Origin of the sequence: Reichenbachiella sp., from assembly GCF_039969095.1 — a bacterium.
GTDB lineage: Bacteria > Bacteroidota > Bacteroidia > Cytophagales > Cyclobacteriaceae > Reichenbachiella.
Genome location: NZ_JBDVOL010000001.1, coordinates 1 through 20,916, shown reverse-complemented (window position 1 = coordinate 20,916; position 20,916 = coordinate 1). Strand labels below are relative to the sequence as shown.

At 41.0% G+C, this 20,916-nt stretch carries 9 protein-coding genes; 3 read left to right on the top strand and 6 right to left on the bottom strand.

The window, feature by feature from the left end:
- The 3 genes from ABJH98_RS00045 to ABJH98_RS00035 form a co-directional block, all read right to left on the bottom strand.
- Positions 1-7,004 (bottom strand): Ig-like domain-containing protein (locus ABJH98_RS00045; protein ID WP_348305575.1); only part of this gene is annotated, 7,004 nt, incomplete at its 3' end.
- A 115-nt stretch (positions 7,005-7,119) separates the two neighbouring features.
- Positions 7,120-7,728: a response regulator transcription factor gene (locus ABJH98_RS00040; RefSeq protein WP_348305574.1), complete on the bottom strand. Its 609-nt coding sequence runs from the start codon at positions 7,726-7,728 to the stop codon at positions 7,120-7,122.
- Positions 7,729-7,736: 8 nt separating this feature from the next.
- Positions 7,737-9,671, bottom strand: a complete 1,935-nt coding sequence (locus ABJH98_RS00035; protein WP_348305573.1) for an ATP-binding protein — start codon at positions 9,669-9,671, stop codon at positions 7,737-7,739.
- Between the two features lie 160 nt (positions 9,672-9,831).
- Between ABJH98_RS00035 and ABJH98_RS00030 the strand changes: the two genes are divergently transcribed.
- Complete coding sequence (locus tag ABJH98_RS00030; RefSeq protein ID WP_348305572.1) at positions 9,832-9,966, top strand: hypothetical protein; 135 nt, start codon at positions 9,832-9,834, stop codon at positions 9,964-9,966.
- Between the two features lie 56 nt (positions 9,967-10,022).
- Here ABJH98_RS00030 and ABJH98_RS00025 read toward each other — a convergent pair whose 3' ends face one another.
- Entirely contained in the window at positions 10,023-15,596 is a 5,574-nt protein-coding gene (locus tag ABJH98_RS00025; RefSeq protein ID WP_348305571.1) for a cadherin domain-containing protein, read from the bottom strand.
- Between the two features lie 149 nt (positions 15,597-15,745).
- Between ABJH98_RS00025 and ABJH98_RS00020 the strand changes: the two genes are divergently transcribed.
- Together ABJH98_RS00020 and ABJH98_RS00015 are read left to right on the top strand one after the other, a co-directional pair.
- Positions 15,746-16,318, top strand: a complete 573-nt coding sequence (locus ABJH98_RS00020) for a sigma-70 family RNA polymerase sigma factor (RefSeq protein ID WP_348305570.1) — start codon at positions 15,746-15,748, stop codon at positions 16,316-16,318.
- On the top strand, positions 16,305-17,024 hold the full coding sequence (locus ABJH98_RS00015) for a tetratricopeptide repeat protein (RefSeq protein WP_348305569.1): 720 nt from the start codon (positions 16,305-16,307) through the stop codon (positions 17,022-17,024). Before ABJH98_RS00020 ends, ABJH98_RS00015 begins: the two co-directional genes overlap by 14 nt.
- On the opposite strand, the gene ABJH98_RS00010 is transcribed toward ABJH98_RS00015, so the two are convergent.
- Together ABJH98_RS00010 and ABJH98_RS00005 are read right to left on the bottom strand one after the other, a co-directional pair.
- Positions 17,021-19,861 (bottom strand): CHAT domain-containing protein, encoded by a 2,841-nt coding sequence (locus ABJH98_RS00010; RefSeq protein WP_348305568.1) that lies wholly within the window; start codon positions 19,859-19,861, stop codon positions 17,021-17,023. The two genes, ABJH98_RS00015 and ABJH98_RS00010, sit on opposite strands and share 4 nt — an antisense overlap.
- Positions 19,862-20,471: 610 nt before the next feature.
- Positions 20,472-20,916: T9SS type A sorting domain-containing protein (locus ABJH98_RS00005; protein WP_348305567.1), on the bottom strand; the 445-nt coding region annotated here is incomplete at its 5' end.

The following is a 20,916-nucleotide window of genomic DNA, read 5'->3' as shown; positions in this document are numbered from 1 at the left end:
GTGGCTGGACCGGTAACTGTCAAAGTAACTTCAAGCTCAGACGTTGATGAGGCTTCCACTTCGAAAGCATCATCTGTTGTCAATTTATCAGCTATATCTGCTATTGTGATGGTTTGGTCTTGCTTCTCTACTGCTGGCTCGGTCACTTCAAATGTGATGCTCTCTTCTTCGGCTGCCGCATACTCCTCATTGCCGGATTGATTAGCAAACACGGTTACTGTACCCGCCGTACCATCAAGGGTGATCGTGGTTCCATCTATCGAGGCTGGGCCTGTCACGGTCAAGGCTACTTCCAGTTCAGAAGTTGAAGAAGCCGTCACTTCGAACGCTTCGTCTGTGGTCAACTTGTCCTCGATTGCTGTGATGGTGATCGTTTGCGCCAATGGACTATTGTCAAACACTGAGAACGTTACAGACTCACTGGCCTCATTGTAGTTGGTGCTAACTTCGGCTACTACTGTGATAGTTACTTCTCCAATCTCGCCATCCAGTGTCACTAGGCCTTCTGTTGACACTGTCGCAGGACCGAATGCCGAATAGTTCAAGTTCTGGTCTGAATCGATAGTGACTTCTAAACTAAATGGTTCGGCGTCGATAGCCAGATCATCGACTTCAGCAATCTCTAAGACTGGATCTGCCTTTTCTATGGTCAATTCTCCATTGACTAGTATCAACTCATAATTGTCAGCTGACCCACCTGTCAAAGTGATATCATATATACCGGCATCGCTGGTAGCCTCTACGGTACTAATCGTAGGTTCCTCTTCCAATGTTGTCAAATCCTCTTCGTTTACAAATCCATCGTATTCGAAAGTGAGGGATGGTAGTTCCTCTCCATAAGTCATCGTCTGGTTGTGAGCTGTTACTGTTAAATCTGCCTTTGCTGCGTCAAAAGACACTTCTACAGGTACTGCTGGATTGTATGAATCATCCCCATCTGCAGTAGCACGTACTACCACGACACCAATTCCGATTATAGTTAGCTGGTTGTCAGATCTTGTTGCTGGACCACTGACCAATTCATAGCTTACAGGTAGACCACTATCTGTACTGCCATCAAGTGTGACTACATCCCCGTACACTTGATCATCCACTGAAAAAGTAATAGTCTGAGTCAGCTTAGAAGGATCGGTTACATTAAACGTGATTTGCTCACTTGCTGAGTAATGGTTCGCATCTCCGGCTTGTGATACGGTCACGGTCACTAAACCCGTACCTCCTGTCAAGGTGATGGTACTTCCCGAGATTGTCGCTGGTCCTGACACATCATAAGTCAGAGGTAATTCAGAGTCCGTATTGGCAACCACATCAAAAGCCGCATCTGTGATTAGCTTGTCAGCTATGTCAGATATAGTGATGATTTGATCCCGTTTTTCGGTAGTGAAACTCCATGTACTGGCATCATCGGCTATGCCAGCAAAAGCATTGCCAGCCAAATCCTGCACAGCTCCTTCGTTCATTTGTACATAGTAGCTGATGCCATAAGATAAGGCGCTAAGATTAGCATTCGCTAAATGGATAGTCAACTGATTGCCACTCACGGTAAACAATTCTGGGTAGGATTCTAACCTTCCACTAAGCACCGCTGAAGATCCTATTACTTTTTTCACTCGGATGTAGCTTCCTGTTTCTTGGATCTCTTCACTAAAAGTCACGACTAAATCTCCATCTACTGGGACTTCGGTGGCATTGTGCAAAGGATCAAACGAAACGACAGTCGGAGGTGTGAGGTCCGGCTCTTCTTCAGTGGTGAAATTCCAAGTTGAATTATTGTTGTATCCTTCAAACAAGTTGCCTACTTCATCCTGCAACATATCATCATTGAAGATCAAATAATATTGTTTTGAATAGTCCAAGTCATTGGTTGGATTGATGGTGATGGTGGCTCCAGAAATAGTCACTCTGCCATCGCTGTTGTTCTCAGGATCAAAACTTTCCACTGCAATGTCTGTATCAAAATCAACCAAGCGAATATAGCTTGGGCTACTGCTCACTGCTGTAATTGCTTCACTAAACGTAACCACCAAATGGCTATTGACCGCCACATCAGTAGCACCAATTGCAGGGATGGTACTCACAAGAACTGGAGCCGTATCATCCTCATCGATCACAGTTATGGTAAATTGCTTCTGGTAAGTAGCTGTGCCATCATTGGTTTGTAATCTGATGCTGTATGATTCTTTATTCTCAAAATCAAATCCTATGCTCGCTCGAAGTTGGTTGCCATTGATATTGAAGCTGGCATTGTCTGTGCTGCCTGTGCCTGATACCAAACTGTAAGTATGCGTGTCGCCTTCATCCGTATCTGTAGTTGATAATGTACCTATTATCGCATTGGTCGCATTATTTTCGGTAATCGATGAGGAGCTTAGTGTGATGTCAGCTGGGGTGCTGTTAGGAGCTGCTCCTGTTGTAAAGTTCCAATGTGTATTTATATAAGTCGGATGCCATATTTCATTGTCATTCAAATCCGTGAAAGATTCTATGTGTTGTTTATGAATCCAATAAGATGTATTTGGTTCCAATTCTGGAACATTATTAAATGTCACCGTAGGCCCATCAACAACTACTTCCTCACTTGATATTTGCCAGGATTTAGCGATTTGGTTGTCACTTACTCGCTTCAATTGCACTTCATATATGCCGTTTCCTGATTTCTGAATGTCTGTATCGAAAGTGACTGAAAACGTCCCTATATCAATAGACACTGACGAGGCATTATCTTCTGGTGATTTGCTCGTACCAAAAGTAAAGGTAGATGCAGTCGTAAATTGATCCGCTGAATATTGATAGTTAAAGAAATGATTTCCAGCCAAATCTTCGATAAAACCAAGTCCAATAGATATTCTATAATCTGTATCTATTCTCATCAGCTTTTTCGGATCAACGGTCAGTACATTTTGATTGATACTGACCTGTGGATCTCCCAAATCAATTAGTTCTAAGAGCATTCCTCCAGATGCAATTTCGATTTGACCAGTACCTCCGCTTACATATTGAATGTTCTCATCAAATGTGAACACGAAATTGCCATCAATGGGTGCATTCGTACTGTTAGGTGCAGGTGATACTGACAGTAATACAGGTGAAGTGACGTCATTGGGGTTTTCACCTGTGGTAAAATAATATTCGAATGCGGAAAGCTTATTTCCTAAAGCATCCTCAAAAATTCTGGTTCCGGAAAATTTCCAAAAATATTCAGAAGTGTAGCTCAATTGAGGGACGTTTTTCACCATAATAGTACTCCCATCAATTTCCACATCGCCAGCACTTACGTCAAATTCCTTGACCACGTAAGAAGAATTCTCATCTATAACCCGTCTCAATTGCAAAAAATAGTCCGTACCCGCAACACCAGGGCTACTGACAATTTGAACTGGCTCTGATATTTCGAGTGTAAGTGTTCCTATATCTGCAGCTACATCTAGCGCATTATCCTCTGGCTCTGTGCTAACAATAGTCGGTGCCGTGTCATCCACATCATTGACCGTGATAGTAAACTGCTTCTGGTAAGTAGCTGTACCGTCATTGGTCTGCACACGAATACCGTATGAACTTTTACTTTCAAAATCGAAAGATGAACTCGCACGGAGTTCACTGCCGTTGATATTGAAGCTGTTGTTGTCAGTGCTACCTGTGCCTGACACTAGGCTATACGTATGGCTGTCTCCAGCGTCCGCATCTGTGGTTGACAAAGTGCCTACTACTGCATTCACTGCATTATTCTCATCAATATTTGACGAATTGAGGGCAATGTTGGTAGGGGCGTTGTTTGGAGCCGATCCGGTTGTAAACTGATGACTGTTTTGATCAAAATTGTATCCATTGCCGGCTTCATCGGTAATAAAATCAGAGTAAGTCCACAATCCATACTCCTCATTGGGTTGATAACTAAAAGAAATATATTCAATGGTGAGGGTGGTCGTTCCCCACCCAGAAATGGTTGCAAATGATTCAGCTAATGGAGCGGCACTGGCATCAGTATAGTTATATAAATTCGCCTTCACTCCTGGATCTCCGTTTTGGAAAACCGGCTCATCAAATGTGATAACAATATTGGAATTAAGTGCCACATCTGTAGCTCCATCTGCAGGACTGATGCTTACCAGAGCTGGTGCGGTCTCATCAGGGCCAGCTGCCGTAGAAAAATTCCAAACGGTTTTATCCGTAAGGGCTGGTATAAAGTTGTTGGAGGCATCTTTGATGAAATTGGCTGTGTACAATACGTAGAAATCAGTACTTTCAGCCAGATCGCTTGTTGGATTGATGGTTACTACATTATCTGTAATACCTAATGCGGTTTGTCCGTAGCCAAAAGATTCTATCTCCTCATCGCTATCGTTATAAATAGTCAAGGTGCCATTATAGGTACTCACATTTTCATCAAATGTCATCACCAGATTAGCATCCGTAGCTACTGTAGTAGCGCCATCAGCAGGACTATAACTCTGTATTACTGGTGCTGCTTCATCTGGTGCAGTCTCCGTGGTGAAATTCCACCAAGTGTTAGTTTGTTGAGTGGCAGATTGATTACCTGCAGCATCTCGAAATCCACCATTTGTAGTAACGTAATAGCTCGTATTGTAAGCCAATGTACTGGCCGGATTTAGTTCAACTTGGTTGCCACTTATAGTCAAGGTTCCAGCGGTAATACTTGCTGGTTCTATATTAATGGTTTCAAATACAGACCCATTGGGATTTCTTAGGTATACCCATCCTTGAAAACCCGTAGGTGTCGCTATAGATTCATCGAAGGTGATGGTCAATGTAGGGTTGATACTTACACCAGTGGTTTCATCTGCAGGTGAAGTGCTGACCACAGTGGGTGCTGCAGTATCTAATGTTTCTTCTTCAGTAGTAAAGGCAAAACCATTGGAGCTATTATAATTAGTCATTGGATTTCCCGAAAGATCAGTAATCGCTGCCTTAGTGGGTGAGTAATACCTTACCCAATATGCTGTATTATGCTCAAGCTGCGGTATATTCTTCAATAATACCGTGCTACCGGTAATTTCTACATCAGCAGAACTCACATCAAAACGTTTGATTAGGGTTATTGTATTGGGTCTTGTGCCTTTTTTCAATTCAATATAATGATCCGTACCAGATATGCCTGGGTCATCACCTACTTTTATTGCTTCAGACATATTGAATGTAAAAGTGCCAAGATCCACACTTACATCAGTGGCATTATCTGCTGGGCTGGTGCTTAAAACAGAAGGAGCAGTGTCATCCTCTGCTACATCATTCACCGTGATGGTAAATTGCTTTTGATAAGTAGCTGTACCATCACTCGTTTGTACCCTTATACTATATGAACTCTTGGATTCAAAATCGAAAGATGAACTAGCTCTTAACTGGCTGTCATTAATATTGAAGCTTGCATTGTTGGTACTACCTGTACCTGACACCAAAGTATAGGTATGGCTATCGCCGGCATTTGCATCAGTAGTGGATAACGTACCGACAACTGTGTTGACCGCACTATTTTCATCTATGGATGATGAATTTAAAGTGATGTCTGTTGGGGCGGTGTTAGCTGCGGGGTCAGCTTCTGTATAAAACCTGTGTAAAGTAGCATTGATTAAGGCAACGCCATTTCCTGATGCATCTTGCAAAATATTAGCAGGGCCTCCAAATTTATATACCAAGCTATAAATTAAGTCTGATGTAGGATTAATGGTGACTACATTATCAACAATTTGAACATTGGCTGATGATACAGGGAATGTTTCTACTGGAGTCCCATCAAGGAGCGTTAAAGTGAAGCTTCCTGTATTTGCAACCACATCTTCATCAAAGGTCAAAACAAGGTTGGCATCTAGTGCAACATCAGTCTCTAAGTGTGCAGGGCTAGTACTAAGTAGTGTTGGTGCCGTCACATCTGCATCTGGGTCGATTTCGGTGGTGAAACCAACAGAAACCCACCCCCCATCTAATTCTGTACCCGTATAATCCCTTATTCTAGGATGAATACCATTAGGGTCACTATATCTCACAGAATAGTAAGTATTATATTCTAGTTCTGGGATATTACTGAGTGTAACGATATTTCCATCGATAGTATTAGTGAGTTGATAAGGTGTCCCTCCTTTATACAAATAAAACCATCCATGAGGACTATCTACCAAATCTTCAGAATAAGTCAAAGTGATTGTGCTTAGGTCTTTAGAAACATTAGTAGCACTATGAATGGGTGAAGAGCCTGTAATAGTCGGAGCTACCCCATCTGGGGCTCCAGTCGTAAAACGCCAACGATGCGTGCTATACTCAGCTACTGGGTATCCAGTAGCCACACTTTCTATAAAACCTTCATCCCACTTGATATAGTAGGTGGTATTGTTGTCCATGTAAGCTGCTGCAGTTCCAAGGTCTATGGTTAGAGTATTTCCACTGAAGACAAGTTTATCGGCACTTATGTTTGCGAATAAATCATTGGTAAGGTCAAGAAGAAATGCATTTCCAGATCCTTTGGTGATCGGTTCATCAAAAGTAGCTGTGAATACACCGTTGACTGGTGCATCAATCGCATTGTCACTGGGATTTAAAGATACAATATGAGGAGCAGCAGGATCTTCCGAAATCCTAAAAGTCAAGGTAGTTTTATCATCAATACCTGGATGTGAGTAGGTTCCAGTCACATCTTCTACAGCGCCTGGAAATATATAGATGTAATATTCTGTATCGTAATCAAAAGTCTTTCCTACTTGACTCACATCAATATGAATGTAATTACTGCCAACTGTTACGGCAGGAGAAAGGAAATTGCCAGAGTGAAACCATGGATCAGAACCTAGATTCTCTTTCAATTCTCTTATAGCAATAGTGTAACCTGTATTGACACTAATAGTTTGATCAAAATCAATCCTAATAGTAGTCTGATTAGATACTCCAATAGCGCCAGTACTTGGATAGGTGGAAGTGATCACTGGTGCCTGACCATAGGCCATTCCACCAAGGAGAAGAATAGCTAAAAATGTCAGAAATTGTTTGTTAGTTTTCATGGTAGCATAAGGTTTATTCAGATTCAAAATTCTGAATAATGCTACTCGGATTCAATCGGGGATATTCCCCTTTGGGGTACGGAATATTACGGATGTGAAAAGCAAAACTGTCTTATTAGGCCTCCAACAGCCCTTCTCGAATGGCACGGCGTACCATCTCCACGATGGATTTGACTTGCATTTTTTCGAGCAAATGATTTTTGTGTGTCTCAACGGTGCGTGGGCTGATGTCAAGCTTGGCACCTATTTCTTTGTAAGACAGGCCGTCCGAAAAGCCAGTGAGTACTTCTATCTCGCGCGGCGTATAGTCGCTATTGGCATCCAACAGGACTTCGGAAAAAGCGGCTGAGATGTGTCGCTTGCCTTCGATCATCTTGTCCAAGGCCTGCATATATTCCGTAGTGTCCATGTCTTTGGTCAAAAAAGCCAAGGCGCCAGCCTGCTGGGCACGTTTGAGGTCTGTGGGATTAGGATCGGCGGTGAGTAAGGCACATTTTGCCTGCGATTGAGTGGGTATGATTTGCTCAAGCAACTGACTGCCATTGGCATCGGGCAATTTTAAGTCTACGAAGATCAAGTCGGGCTGAATAGTAGCCAGTTTTTCTAATGCTTCCTTAGCAGAAGCGGCCTCCCCTATGACTTGGATTTCGGGTCTAGCCAACAACATGGCCTTGAGCCCGTCTCTTACGATTTTGTGATCATCGATCAGAAAAATTGAATACATGGTAGAAATTAAGCGGCTTTTGAAAATACCAGCCTAAAGATAGTGCCTTTTCCCAATTCGCTAGTGACTTCAATACTACCGCTCATTTTTTCCATGAGCTCTTTGCACAACACTAGGCCTAATCCAGTTCCTTTTTCAGTCGAATTTTGAATGTCCTGCGCGATGATGCTACCAGCAAATAGTTGATCGGCTTGTTCCTGATCCATGCCTACTCCATAGTCCTGAATCGTGAGAACCTGATGATCATTGGTCGCTGAAACTGTAACTTCTACTTTGGAATCATTGTTCGAAAATTTCAGGGCATTGCTCAGGAGGTTTCTGATGATGATCTGTAAAAAATCATGATCGGCAATTATCTCCTCTGATGAAATGGCTGTCAACACTATAGGTATGTTTTTCAACGAGGACACTGCACCTAGCTCATTGATGATCTTAGCCACCACTTCTTTAGGCTCCACTTGAGTTGGTTTGTAATGAAGCTGATTGGACTGGGAAAGTGCCCACTTGAGCAGATTGTCCATCATGTCCTTGACATCACTAGAAGAATCTCGCAGCGTGATGATATAATCTTTGAGTTGATCCTTTTCCAACTTCTCCCAGTGGTCAGACAAACTCTTAGTAATGGTATGAAACGAAGAGAGCGGGCTTTTCAAATCATGAGATATGATCGAGAATAGACGGTCTTTGGTCTGGTTAAGTTTGGCGAGTTCTTGATTTTTCGCATCAAGTAAGGCATTGGTCTTTGATTTTGACTTGGATCGGAAATAGAGCAAACCAGCAATAACAATCAGCGCCACAGCAGCTATAATCAGTAGCCATCTTGCTTGTTTATCCTTTTCCGCCTGCAGCGATTGAATCAGATTTTTCGACTCGAGTTGGGAGATTTGTTGTTCCTTTTTCTCTGATTCATATTTTGTATTCAACTCATTAATTCTATTAATAACATCCACACTTGATATAGAATCTTGCAAAGCTGCCCCAAGTGCATAATAATTGTAAGCCTCTTCAAAGCGCTTTTGCTTCTTAAACCACTCTCTCATTTTTTCATAGGCTTCCATTTGCCCATTGAGCGATGTCTTTTCTTTGGCTATTTCAAGTGCTTTTCTGTATTTTGATAATGCCAGAGATGAACTTCCTTTCAATTCTTGAACTTCGCCTTCTACAAGTAAAATTTCTGGAATTTGATAGTCTAATTTATTGGCAACCAAAGCGGATTGTGAAATGTAAAACATAGCCGAATCTATTTTATTCAGCTCTTTACTTGCCATCCCCTTGGCTAACCAACAGTGAACTAGCGCGATAGAATCTTTTTGCTGAAAAATGAATTTCTCTGTGATCGAAAGACTATCTAATGCCTCTTGGTATGCTCCTATATCAATTAATATAGTGCCTAATTTTAGGTGTCCGCGAGCTCTAACATTTCCGGAGTTATAACCTAGCTCGATACTCTTCTTTGCATATAAAAGCGCCTGCTCAAAATCTTCCAGTTTTGAATAAATTCCAGCAATATTTCCATAGAGCATGATCTGGAATGTCACAAACCGACCCTTTTCAAATGAATCAATCAATTTCAAAGCTTGTTGATATTTCTCCAGAGCTGTCCTATAATAATCCTTTGCCCAATAAACATTCCCTTGAGCCATTGCAATCCCGATTCTGCTATCCGGTAAATCTGCCGAAACCTCCAAGCCCCTAGAAAGTGCCTCTAATGATTGATCAAATTTTCCAAGTTGTCCATAGGCTCTACCCATGTGGTAATATGCCCTGGATTTAAGGCTATCATTTTGGCATTTGGCTATTTGTAGAGAATCGCTAAACAAACCCAAGACAAAGTTTGGATTGCGATTGGATTCAATTTTTTCAAGAATATTGATCAAGACCGAATCTGGTAAGATTTCAGCTCTATTATTCAGATTTTGACCAAATGTTGAACTAATGCTCATAAGCATTAGCAACGAATGTATGTACAGTGGAAGCTTCATACCACTAACCAAACCATTTGACCTCTTATAACCAATAATTTTTTACAAGAATATTCTAAGATGAACTTATTTAAATTAATTTCCAGTTTTAAAATTTAAACTATAATCAGTATTAGTAATAATGAAAAAACTCGTCCTATTCCTATCAATTATTTCTTTGCTTAGCTGCGAAAGTCATGTTGAAGAAATCGAAAATGAAATCCAAAACGAAGAAAGTGCTACTCATAGGGCTGATGTAGACCATTTGGGATCATAAAAAAAGGCAGCCGAAGCTGCCCTTTTGAGTTGCAAGTGCCATGATACTACGCTTGCTTATCTCCGAATAAGAAGTCGAGTTGTTGTGGAAATCTTATCGTTGGTAAATCTTACATGATAAAGGCCTGGCTTAATATCAGCCAACTCAATGGATCCTTTGTCATTCATGTTTTTGAATAATACCATATGACCACTTAGATCAAAAAATTCAACCGCTGTTTCGCCAGTCAGCCCTTCTACCTGCAACTGATTTGATGCGGGGTTCGGGTATATCTTGAGTTTGGCTTCCAAGTCAGCAACGGCCAATACCTCCTCGTTTTCAGCCTCAGTTACTGTAACTACCCATTCCTGAGTGGTAGTTTGATCTTCCGCAGTCACTGTATAAGTGAACCCACTGCTAAAATCTTGCGGTCCTGATGGAGATATACTAGCTCCAGCAGATACGGTTATCGTTGGATTCAGACTGGTAAGATCCGTGCCAAATGCTACCTCCACAGCAATGGTATGATTGGAGGCGTCGACGGTAGCGCCTCCAGTTTGTGCTGCCAGCTCAAAAGTTAAAATATCTGTTGCGTTGCTTGGTGCTTCAGTTACTGTCACTTCCCAAGATTGTGTTGTCGATCCATCTTCAGCTGTGACCGTATAAGCCACGGATTCGCTGAAGTCTTGTGCACCTGATGGCGAAATCGAAGCTCCGGCAGATACGGTGATGGTGGGCTCAAGATCGGTCAAATCTGTTCCGTTTGCCACTTCTATACTTACCGTGTGATTCGCCGCATTAATCGTGGCTTCACTCGTTTGTGCTACCAAAGCAAAAGTCAAAATATCGGTTTCGTTGCTGGCGGCTTCGGTGACGGTGACGGTCCATTCTTCGGTGACTGTAGGTTCTTCTGCGGTCACTGTGTAGGTCACCGCTGCACTAAAATCCGTAACGTCTGATGGAGATATAGTTGCACCTGCAGAAACCGTAATGGTTGGACTTAAATTCGTTAGATTTGTGCCGTAGGCTACTTCTATACTCACTGTATTATTGACAATGTCAATATCAGCCTCGCCGGTTTGCTCACCCAAAACAAAGGTCAAGATATTTGTATCTGTTGCTTCAGAAACATCTTCAATAGTAATTGTCAATTCCTGCTCCAAAGTATATCCATTTCCATCGTCGGTTTTGACCCGGATGGCATAACTATTTTTCACCTCATGATTGAAACTTTCGGTAGTCAACAGCTCGCTGCCTGATATGGTGAAAGAAGCATTATCCTCACTGCCACTACCTTCTACCAGATCATAAGTGAAGCTACCAGACAGATCTTCTCCGAAGGTGCTTAAGGTGCCTACCAATGTTCCGACATCCTCATTTTCATTGATTGAGGCGTTATCCAATTCAACAGCAGTGATTTGAGCAGGCAGGTTATTGATGATAATAATATACCCATTCGGGAAGCTGAGCCCTCCTTCGTCTGTCGAAGTAATTGTAATGAAGTACTCTTCTTGCGTTTCGAAATCAAATATAGTGTTAGTACGAAGTTCATTGCCTACAATAATGAAATTGTCGGTTGCGTCTCCGAGGGTTCTGCATTCAGCACATCCTTCTTCAATTGTATAAGTGTGAGTATCTCCTACATCAACATCCTCTGTGGAGAGAATTCCAACAACAGTCCCTACAGGCATACTCTCATTTACAGATTTATTATCCAGATCTACATCAGTAGGCACTTCATTTACATCATTGATCTCTATGGTGATTTGCCTTGAAAAAACACCTCCGTTTTGATCATCTGTTTCTACTCGAATCGAGTAGTTACTTTTTGTTTCACGATCGAATACTTCTTTTGCCACTATTTGACCCGTTACTTCATTGACTGAGAATGAAGCATTGTCTGTATCTCCATCCCCTGTCACTAGAGAATAGATATGTGTATCTTCTATGTCGTCATCTACGGCAGACAGAACCCCCACCTCATCATCTACCTCATTGTTTTCATCAATGGCCGAGGGACTTAAAAGAATATCAGTTGGGTCTTCTGCTATATCATCGACAAAAATAGGTACGACAAATTCTCCTGATAAGCCACCAGCATCCGTCACTCTGACACGGATAGAGAATTCGTTTTGCGTTTCGTAATCAAAATCCACGAGTGTAATAAGGTAATGACCATCTTCTTGATTGAATCCAAAATCAAATTTACTATTGTCTTCATCGCCCTCTCCCGTCACGAATGTGAGGGTGTGGCTATCGTCTTCGTCCTCGTCATCCAGATCAAAAAACGAAATGAACGTACCCGCTTCAATGCCTTCATTGAATTCGTTTTCATCAACATCTAAATACTCAGGTGCTTCGTTGATATCGTTTATGGCTATCTCCAAAACAAATTCCGCAGACAATCCACCCTGATCAACGACCTCCACCCTTATCGAACGAACGGCCTTACTTTCATGACTCTGCGAATAGTAAGAATAGAGCATATTATCAGTTATATAAAAGAAAGCATGATCATCCGCTCCATCACCATCTACCAAACTAAAATCGTGTGTATCTCCAACATTAGGGTCATATGGAAGTAAAACACTGACGAGTGCATCTTCTCCTGCATTCTCATCTAACTCCGGACTTGAAAGAGTCAGCCCTTCAGGCGCTACATTTCTACCCAATACAGTCACCGTCCAATCTTTGTCCATATCATTTTCTGAAGTCACTGTAAAGACCACAGGGCTTGTATAGTCTCTACCAATACTTGGGTCTGGTGAAATACTGGTATTGGGTGGAAGTGTAATATCTACCACCAGACTTGACAAATCAGTATCCGGGTGAGCGCTTACTGATACAGTTGCAGCATCAGAGTCAATCACCAGATCATCGGAGTTTTCAAAAGACAACTGTAAGATGTCGTTAAATCCACTGCCCTCAGCATCATAAGCTCCTTTCATTGGGAAAGTGCTCCTTGATGTACCATTGATATCTTCAGCTACACCGGAATCAAATGTTGTCCTGACATAAGAGTTGTTATTCAAATTGCTATTGAGGGATAAATCGCCAGTAGCAGGGTCAGTAAAACTTACATCTTCTGTAGTTGAGTTGATAAAAGCAGATTTAAACGCCGTGGCATCTGTGATCGTACCAGTATAGGTAAATGGAAGCGTTCCGGAGACATTGTTGAAGTCAACATTTTTCTCACCTGAACCCATTGTGTATAAAATGCCTCGGCGTGTACCTGGGCTGGTGTTTGAAACAATATTATTCTGTATGTTGAGTATTGAAGGATCGCTGGATATTTGAATTCCTGTGTATATCCCGGTTTGATCATCCGTGCCAGAGTCTTCGATGTTGATGGTATTGTGGTGTATGTCCACTTCTCCTGTGGTACTAGATACTTTAATTCCATACTGCGGCACAAATTTTTCAGGTTTTATGCTGATCACGTTGTTGTAAATCTCTGTTTTTCCGGTAACATCTCCGACGATTTCAATACCATTAAATTCTGCACTACCTGATGATGGGGTATATTTAAAATCGTAGATTTTATTGTTTCTAATCGTTAAATCCTGACCGGTCATAATTAGTATCGTAGAAAATTTACTACCTGTTGGAGTCCCTAGGGCCACTGGCCTAGTATAAGAACAATTTTCGATGGTGACGTTTGCTGTATTCCCATACACTCTCAAGCCAAATGTTAGACCATTGCCAGCTTGATTTGAAAAGCTGACATGTCTAATAACTCCTTGGGTGCCAGAGGCAAGATAGCTTAACGCTCTAAAGGACAGGACAGACTCTCCTACCCCCCCGGGCCGACCATCGAGTATGATATTTTTTCCTCCCGTATTACTGTAAGGCGCTGTGATGTTTGTGGCACCTTCTTCAGGTCTAATAGTAATGGTATAATCGTCAAGTCCTTCACCACCATAAAAGTTGCCCCAAGCTCCCGAGTATCCATCTTCGAGCTCCAAAATAACATCGCCTTCAATACCAAATATATTGAATGCAGTCGCTGCCTCGTCAATGCTCTCAAAGTCCAGTCCTTCTCCCACGCTATAGGTTCCTCCCGGCCAACTGTTTAACCCAGTCAAATAAAGTATCCATCTTTTAATATCTGTACCGTTAGCAGCTGTCACATCAAAGAAAACCGTGTAGTTAACCACACGACTATAATCAAATGACTCCCCACCTTCAGGGTCTATGGTTGCGCCGGGAGCCAATGTAAACGTGGGGGTAAATGTAAAATCTGTGGTAGGGTTTTCTACTTCTATGTAAATTCTTCCAGAAGTACCAAAATCTTGTACAGAGACGCTTGTCAACTCAGGTGCCGACATGGCGTAAATATTAGCATCGCTAGTGAAGTCTGATTCTATGGCACCTTTGGTAGCAAGATCGGCATCTCTTGACGTTCCATAGATGTCTGTCGTCTGGGATGGATTTATTGTTCGGAAATTGACTATACTGGACAAAGCAGACTCCGTCAACTCCAGATCACAATTAGCAAAATCAATAAAATTGAAATTGTCTGATAAATTAATTGAATTCCCAGGGAAATCTTCAGTAATGTCGGCATTGGCACTAAGACCATCTTTCTGATACCAAAAAATCTCAGCTTCTGAATCTGGATTAATTGAGATCCCTAGTGCATTGTCATGACCTGCTAAGGTTCCACCATAAGTAGTCTGATGCTTAACGAGTCCACGAGTACAGCCCACCCCACAATCAAAGCCATTGGTTAGGATGTTGTTGGCAATGGTAACTTCTCCAGCATGCTGAAAATACAACGGCCAAACGTCTTCTGTAGCATTAGAAGTGGATCCGCCTTCAAAAGCAATCGTGTTATGATCAATATTCATCCCCGATCCATAATTGGTACGAATACCGTAGATCTTATCAGCTGGAATATCCCCAACGGCTATCATGTTGTTATAGATATCAGCAGCACTGCGTATATACATGGCCAAGTAGGTACCAACACTACCAGTTCCTATATTTGGACTTTCCAACACATTGTTTCTGATAGTCATACTAGATGTACTTGTACAATTATGATTTATGGCTAACAAATTTGTAAGCGTGGTATTAATTTCAGGCGTAGAGAATGTACAGTTTTCGATAGTCACATTTTCAGGATCATTGATACCCCCTCCAACTGTGCGAATACCCACACCCATATAGACAATTTTGCAATACTTAACTGCGATGTCCCTCGTTTGACCTTCAAAGCTGATACCAGCCAATGCACCCGAGGTAGAGTTGTTATTTACTGTTAGAACAGATGCTCCTGTTCCTCCAGCTCGGCCATCCAAAATCACATTTCTAGCCCCAATAAAGTCAAGAATATTTCCGTTGATGCTGCTGGTCAACTCTACGGAAGTAGCGCCGGCCTCTGGCCTAATGACTAGCTCATAGCTCGTGTTTCCTGTATAACTACCGATGATATTGTAACCATCTTCTACATGGCCATCCTCGAATTCCAGCGTAACATTTCCTGAAATTCCATCGGTATCGATAGCCGCAATTGCGGCGCTTAAAGTAGCGTAAGTTCCTGTAGATCCTATGGAATAGGTTCCCCCAGCTATCTGGGCACTTGCCAGTCTGGTAATGAAGAGCAAGCATGTAAGTGATAAAATATTGTTGATTAAGGCTTTTTTCATGGCATTAAGTTTAAAGTTTCTTGTGCCTTAATTGCGCCAGTGGAAATAGGTATACAGCAATTCAGAAAAATCTTTTCCGCAAAGCCAGAGAAGAAGATTTTGGTTCATTAGATTTATGGACTGTATACCTTTTGCCACGAATACTATTAATGCCTAAACACTTGGATCAGGAAATTGTCGATCAGCTCAAAGAAGGAAAAGAAACACTTTTCAAAGCCTTCTATTTGCAGGAGCAAGAAAAGTTTATTTCCTGGTGTCAGAAAGAACTTTCGCTAGACAGTGAGGAGGCACGAGATGCCTATCAAGAAGCCCAGATGTACCTGTATGAAAATATAATACATGGCCGATTGTATCAATTGTCTAGTCAACTAAGTACCTATTTGTACAGTATCGCAAAAAATCAGGTGCTCATGAAGTTTAGGAAAGAAAATACAGTGCTCAAGCACGAAATCCGATTGAATGAACATTTGGTTTTTCTGAAAAGCACAGAGGAATTAGGAAGCGACAAAGCGCAAGCCGCAGCGCAGATCAAAAAGGAAATAGATCTGATGTTAGAGCCATGTAAGTCTTTGTTGAAACTGTTTTACTACGAAAGTCTGTCATTCAAAGACATCGCCCAGCGACTGGGTTATAAAAATGGCGGGGTAGCTAAAAATCAGAAGAAGAGATGTCTGGAAAGATTGAGAAAAAATACCCAAAGTGAGGAAAATGGAAGAGGTTGACATTTTTATCCGGGACTATTTCAATGGACAATTGAGCGAAGAAGAAGCGCGACAATTTCAAGAGAAATATGACCTAGATCCAGCGTTCAGAAAAGAAGTTGATCTCGTAGAGGCAGAAATAGCTGGTATCCGTGCACATGGAAGGGAAGCGCTCAAAATGAAATTCTCTCAGTGGGACGAAGAAAAAATTTCCGTACCATTTCCCTATTTAAAAATAGGCATAGCGGCCTCAGTCTTGCTGGCGCTGGTTTTTGTTGGCAAGTGGGCACTGAAGCCCAATCATGAAGATCTATTTGTGGCCTACTACGAGCCCTACGAAAATTTTGAATATACACCCACCAGAGACGATTCAGGTGAGTTGGCCAACCATAAAGAAAAAGCATTTACTCTGTACGATGCTGCCAATTATGACGAAGCGGCAGCCTATTTCAGCCAATATCTGAAACAATCCCCAGACGATTTATCAGCACTCTTTTTTAGGGCGATTTGTCTGATGGACCTTGGGGATTTTGAACTTGCGAAAACGGATTTCAATCAAATTGAAAAACAGCAAATTCCCTATTATTCAGAAGCTGCTCTATGGTACCTATCGCTGATTGATATTAGACAAGGGCAGATAGAGTCTGCTAAAAATCGTTTGGGCAAATTGAAATCTAGTAAAGACTATCAATCAAAGTCTACAGAGCTACTCGATAAGCTAGACTAATCGATACTCAAATACTTGTTTTTAATAACCAGCACGATAGGTACCGCTGTCAATAAAAACATCAGGGACAAAATCATAGCCACGTATGAATTTTCGTTCGTGATGGGACTGTCATCCCCTATCACCACAAATCCTCCCCAATAAAATGGGTGTCGTGCTTTGCCTGTGGCTGTAGCCAAGTACTGCTTTCTGGCATTGTTTAACGCCACACTTTTTCGTTGGCCGTCTTTGAGGTTTTGGTAAAAGTATTTCATCAATTCTGGCGTCGATTTGTCGGATGCCGGCCAGAGACTTACTACCGTAGCAGGTACTTCTGCATAGGCAAAGGCTCTTGATAAACTCATGACGCCTTCTCCTTTTTTTATTTGTCCAAAGCCTGTGTTGCAGGCGCTTAGAGTAACTAGTTTTGCATTAAGATCCAAGTCATAAATTTCGGCCGCATAGAGATACCCATCATTAATTGAATCATTGCTTAAATTAAAAATCAGCCGAGATCTATCAGGGTCTTCATCATCGACTATGGCATGAGTAGCCAAGTGAATGATTTCATAACCTGATGCCCTCTTCGAGAAATTGCTTTCTGTAGCATCTAACCCAATAAATGCGGCTCCTCTGAAAAACTGATTGATGGCTTCAATTTCCTTTTTTGCTCCAGGAAGCTGGCTTAGTTCATTTCGAACAATGTCAGTCATTGGGCTGGTCTCAGTTGAAATAAACTCTGGGGCAAAGCTGAGCAGTTCATTTTTCGAAAAGCCAGAGAAATTCTGATTCTGTGATAAGTTTAAGTCCGGTGACACACCATAATTGATTTGATACTTAGTCAATAAGTAGTCTCCATTATCTTCTTGTAAAAGTCCTAGTGGAATGTAATTAAGCTTGTCAGAAGAGTAGAATGTCAAATTGTTTTTTGCACTTATTAAATGCTCCATCGGCTTCACCAAATAACCAAAAAGGCTTTCTGCCAAGTAATCGATAGAATCTTCTCTAGTTGTCAACTTTTTCCTGAATTGATCGATATCATGACCAATATTTTGAAATGATCGATGAATTAACGTTTCATTTTTTGAAACACCAATAATATAGTAGACACTGTCACCAAAACTGTAGTGTATCGAAACTTCATCCTCTTTTAAGTTGCCCCTATATTCATCTAATGGGACCGATGAAAGTTGTTGTTTTGAAGCGAAATACTCTGGATAATCATTTGCATATGTTTCTTGAATATTCTCAATCTGAAACATCAAATCACTTATTTCAGCATTACTCGACTGAAGATCTGATTCTGCGCCCAAATCACTTTGTAAACTTGATAACCTTGAGAGTAAACTGTACTCCTTCAGATGAAGAGAATCCGGGATATTAAATTTTCTCCTTGAAATCTTATCAACTTGTCTTGATTTTATAAGAGAAGCTCTATTTCGATTCATAGAGATAAAGATGTTATTCAGGTATTCCTCATTATCATCTTCTTCATACAATTGATAATTAATGTCTACAGCTAGCAAATTGAAATCACTCCATAGTTGATTCGTTACAGCTACATCTTGTCTTAATTGAATGATGCCTCTTACCTGTTGTAATATTTCAAATGCGACAGCTACAGTCTCATTTGCCTTAGCATAATTCTTTGTTGACAAATGAAGTTTGGTCTTCTCCTTGAGTATCTTCAAAGCAAAAAGGGGTGAGGAAAACGTTTTAAGATCAACAAAATCATCGTTAGACATTTTCAGCATATTCAATGCAGTGTCGAAAGATGCTAAAGCCTGATCATATTTACGAAGTTTAAATAAAGCTTTGCCTTCTTTCAGGTGAGAGCCAATCAAGATGCTCTGATAGTTAAATCCGAACAACTCATAGTTTTTTTGTACCCCTTCAAATTGTTCTACCGACCGCTCATAATCTCCTAGTTCATACAATATTTCTGCATAGTTCTCCAAACTCAAGGTATAAAGAGCGTGTTCCATCCCCACTGCAAGCTTTAACCTATCTTGAGCCTTTTTTATGTATTGCAAGGCCAATAATGTATCTTTATTAACGGCATGGTTCAATGCTAACTGAGCATATAAATTACCTAACTCAGCATTCTCTTCGGATAAAGCAATCGTCTCTTGGATATTGATTGCTTTTAGATAAACATTTCTTGCCTCCTTCCAGAGACCCATTTCATCATAGATCGTTCCTAATTGACGATAAGAAAGAGCAACCTGTATGTGATTTGCTCCGAAAATTTTCTCACGTATTTCTATGGCATCTTTAATCAGACTGAGTGCAGTTTCTTGTTCCCCGCTCAGATTGTATACAATTGACAAGTTGTGCTTCATCCTACCCACAAATTGATGGTCGTTTCCCAATAAATCAGCAAATACTTCCATAGATTTTTTTTGATAATAGATACTGCTATCAAAAAGGTCTATTAATTCAAATGTCATCCCCAGATTTGCATATAATTTCCCCGTTTCTACATGATTTTCGCCGTAAAAAGATTCCCGAAACTTCTTTACTTCTCGATATTGTTGAATGGCCTCATCAAAGCGTAGGTTACGGTAAGCAATGAGTCCCTTACCAAAATTTGCTGTCGCAATTATATCCGGAAACTCATTATCAACGGATAATTCTTTTATTGCTCCGTTATATAGAGCGGTCGCAGAATCATACTGAGCCTTGGCTATCAATACAGAAGCCATCCCAAAAATAGATTTGTAATGACCTTGAGTATACCCACTAGCCAGAGCCAATGTGTCTGATTTGCATAAGTAATAAACTGAACTATCATACTGTCCGGCCCGATAGAGTGCAAAACCTTTATTATAATCTTCAAAGTATCTTACACTATCCATTCCTTTTATTTGAGAATGTGCGTTGAAAACTGCTATAGAATTCAAAAAAAGAAAAAATAATACCTTCCTACCAGATGCTTCGATAATGCAATTAGACAAATTCATGATTTTGATTACGTTTAGTTAATCTTAGTATAAGAACCAAGATAAAATAACTGCTGCTGTAAACCCACTATAGCTATTTGAATTAAGGGTAATTCCTCATTTAACCCGACCGGCTCAATATCTCCATTCAATACAAATTCACTGGAGTAATGAGAACTAACCACCTGTAGGTTACTGGTTCTAACAATTGTTTCCCCTTTGTATAAAAAAGTTGAGCAATTTCTAAAGTCACCGCTGTGATCAGCAGAATAAAATAATAGAACTTTAGGTATTTATTCATGTCAGTCGGTTTACATAAGTATATATTTAAATGCATTTATTCTGCATTCGCAGGAGTATTACTAATAATACAGTACACAATAATACTTCACTCACCCGCTTAATTTAGGTTCAATCTAAAATTATAAATATTAGTATTAGAATCCTATTTAACTTTTTTGACTAGACCAAAAAAGGGCAGCCGAAGCTGCCCTAAAACTTATCCTAAACCTTTATGCCTAGCTTATTAGTGGATAAGAATCTTTGTTGTTGTATAGGAGTTTTCTTCTGAGACTCTGAGTACATAGACGCCCTTGGTCAATGTAGTGACGTCTATTCGATCTGAGCTATTGATCGTCTGCTGCTTCTTCAGCTGCCCATCTAAATTGATCAGCTGTAGTTCAGCTTGAGATGTCAAGCCCTTTACTGTAATCCATTCACTAGCAGGGTTAGGATATACCTGAATGTCCAACTGGTAATTTGAAACTGCATTCACCACTGGTTCGGTGACTTCGAAAGTGATACTTACTTCTTCAGCAGCTTCAAATTCCTCATTACCTGCTTGGTTGGCAAATACGGTTACCGTACCTGCTATGCCATCAAGCGTGATCGTAGCCCCATCTATCGTGGCTGGACCGGTAACTGTCAAAGTAACTTCAAGCTCAGACGTTGATGAGGCTTCCACTTCGAAA

Excerpts from the sequence above, each read along its gene's own strand:
- ABJH98_RS00035 (WP_348305573.1), bottom strand. The coding sequence starts at position 9,671 with ATGAGCATTAGTTCAACATTTGGTCAAAATCTGAATAATAGAGCTGAA.
- ABJH98_RS00015 (WP_348305569.1), top strand. The coding sequence starts at position 16,305 with ATGGAAGAGGTTGACATTTTTATCCGGGACTATTTCAATGGACAATTG.
- ABJH98_RS00010 (WP_348305568.1), bottom strand. The coding sequence starts at position 19,861 with ATGGATAGTGTAAGATACTTTGAAGATTATAATAAAGGTTTTGCACTC.
- ABJH98_RS00025 (WP_348305571.1), bottom strand. The coding sequence starts at position 15,596 with ATGAAAAAAGCCTTAATCAACAATATTTTATCACTTACATGCTTGCTC.
- ABJH98_RS00020 (WP_348305570.1), top strand. The coding sequence starts at position 15,746 with ATGCCTAAACACTTGGATCAGGAAATTGTCGATCAGCTCAAAGAAGGA.
- ABJH98_RS00030 (WP_348305572.1), top strand. The coding sequence starts at position 9,832 with ATGAAAAAACTCGTCCTATTCCTATCAATTATTTCTTTGCTTAGCTGC.
- ABJH98_RS00040 (WP_348305574.1), bottom strand. The coding sequence starts at position 7,728 with ATGTATTCAATTTTTCTGATCGATGATCACAAAATCGTAAGAGACGGG.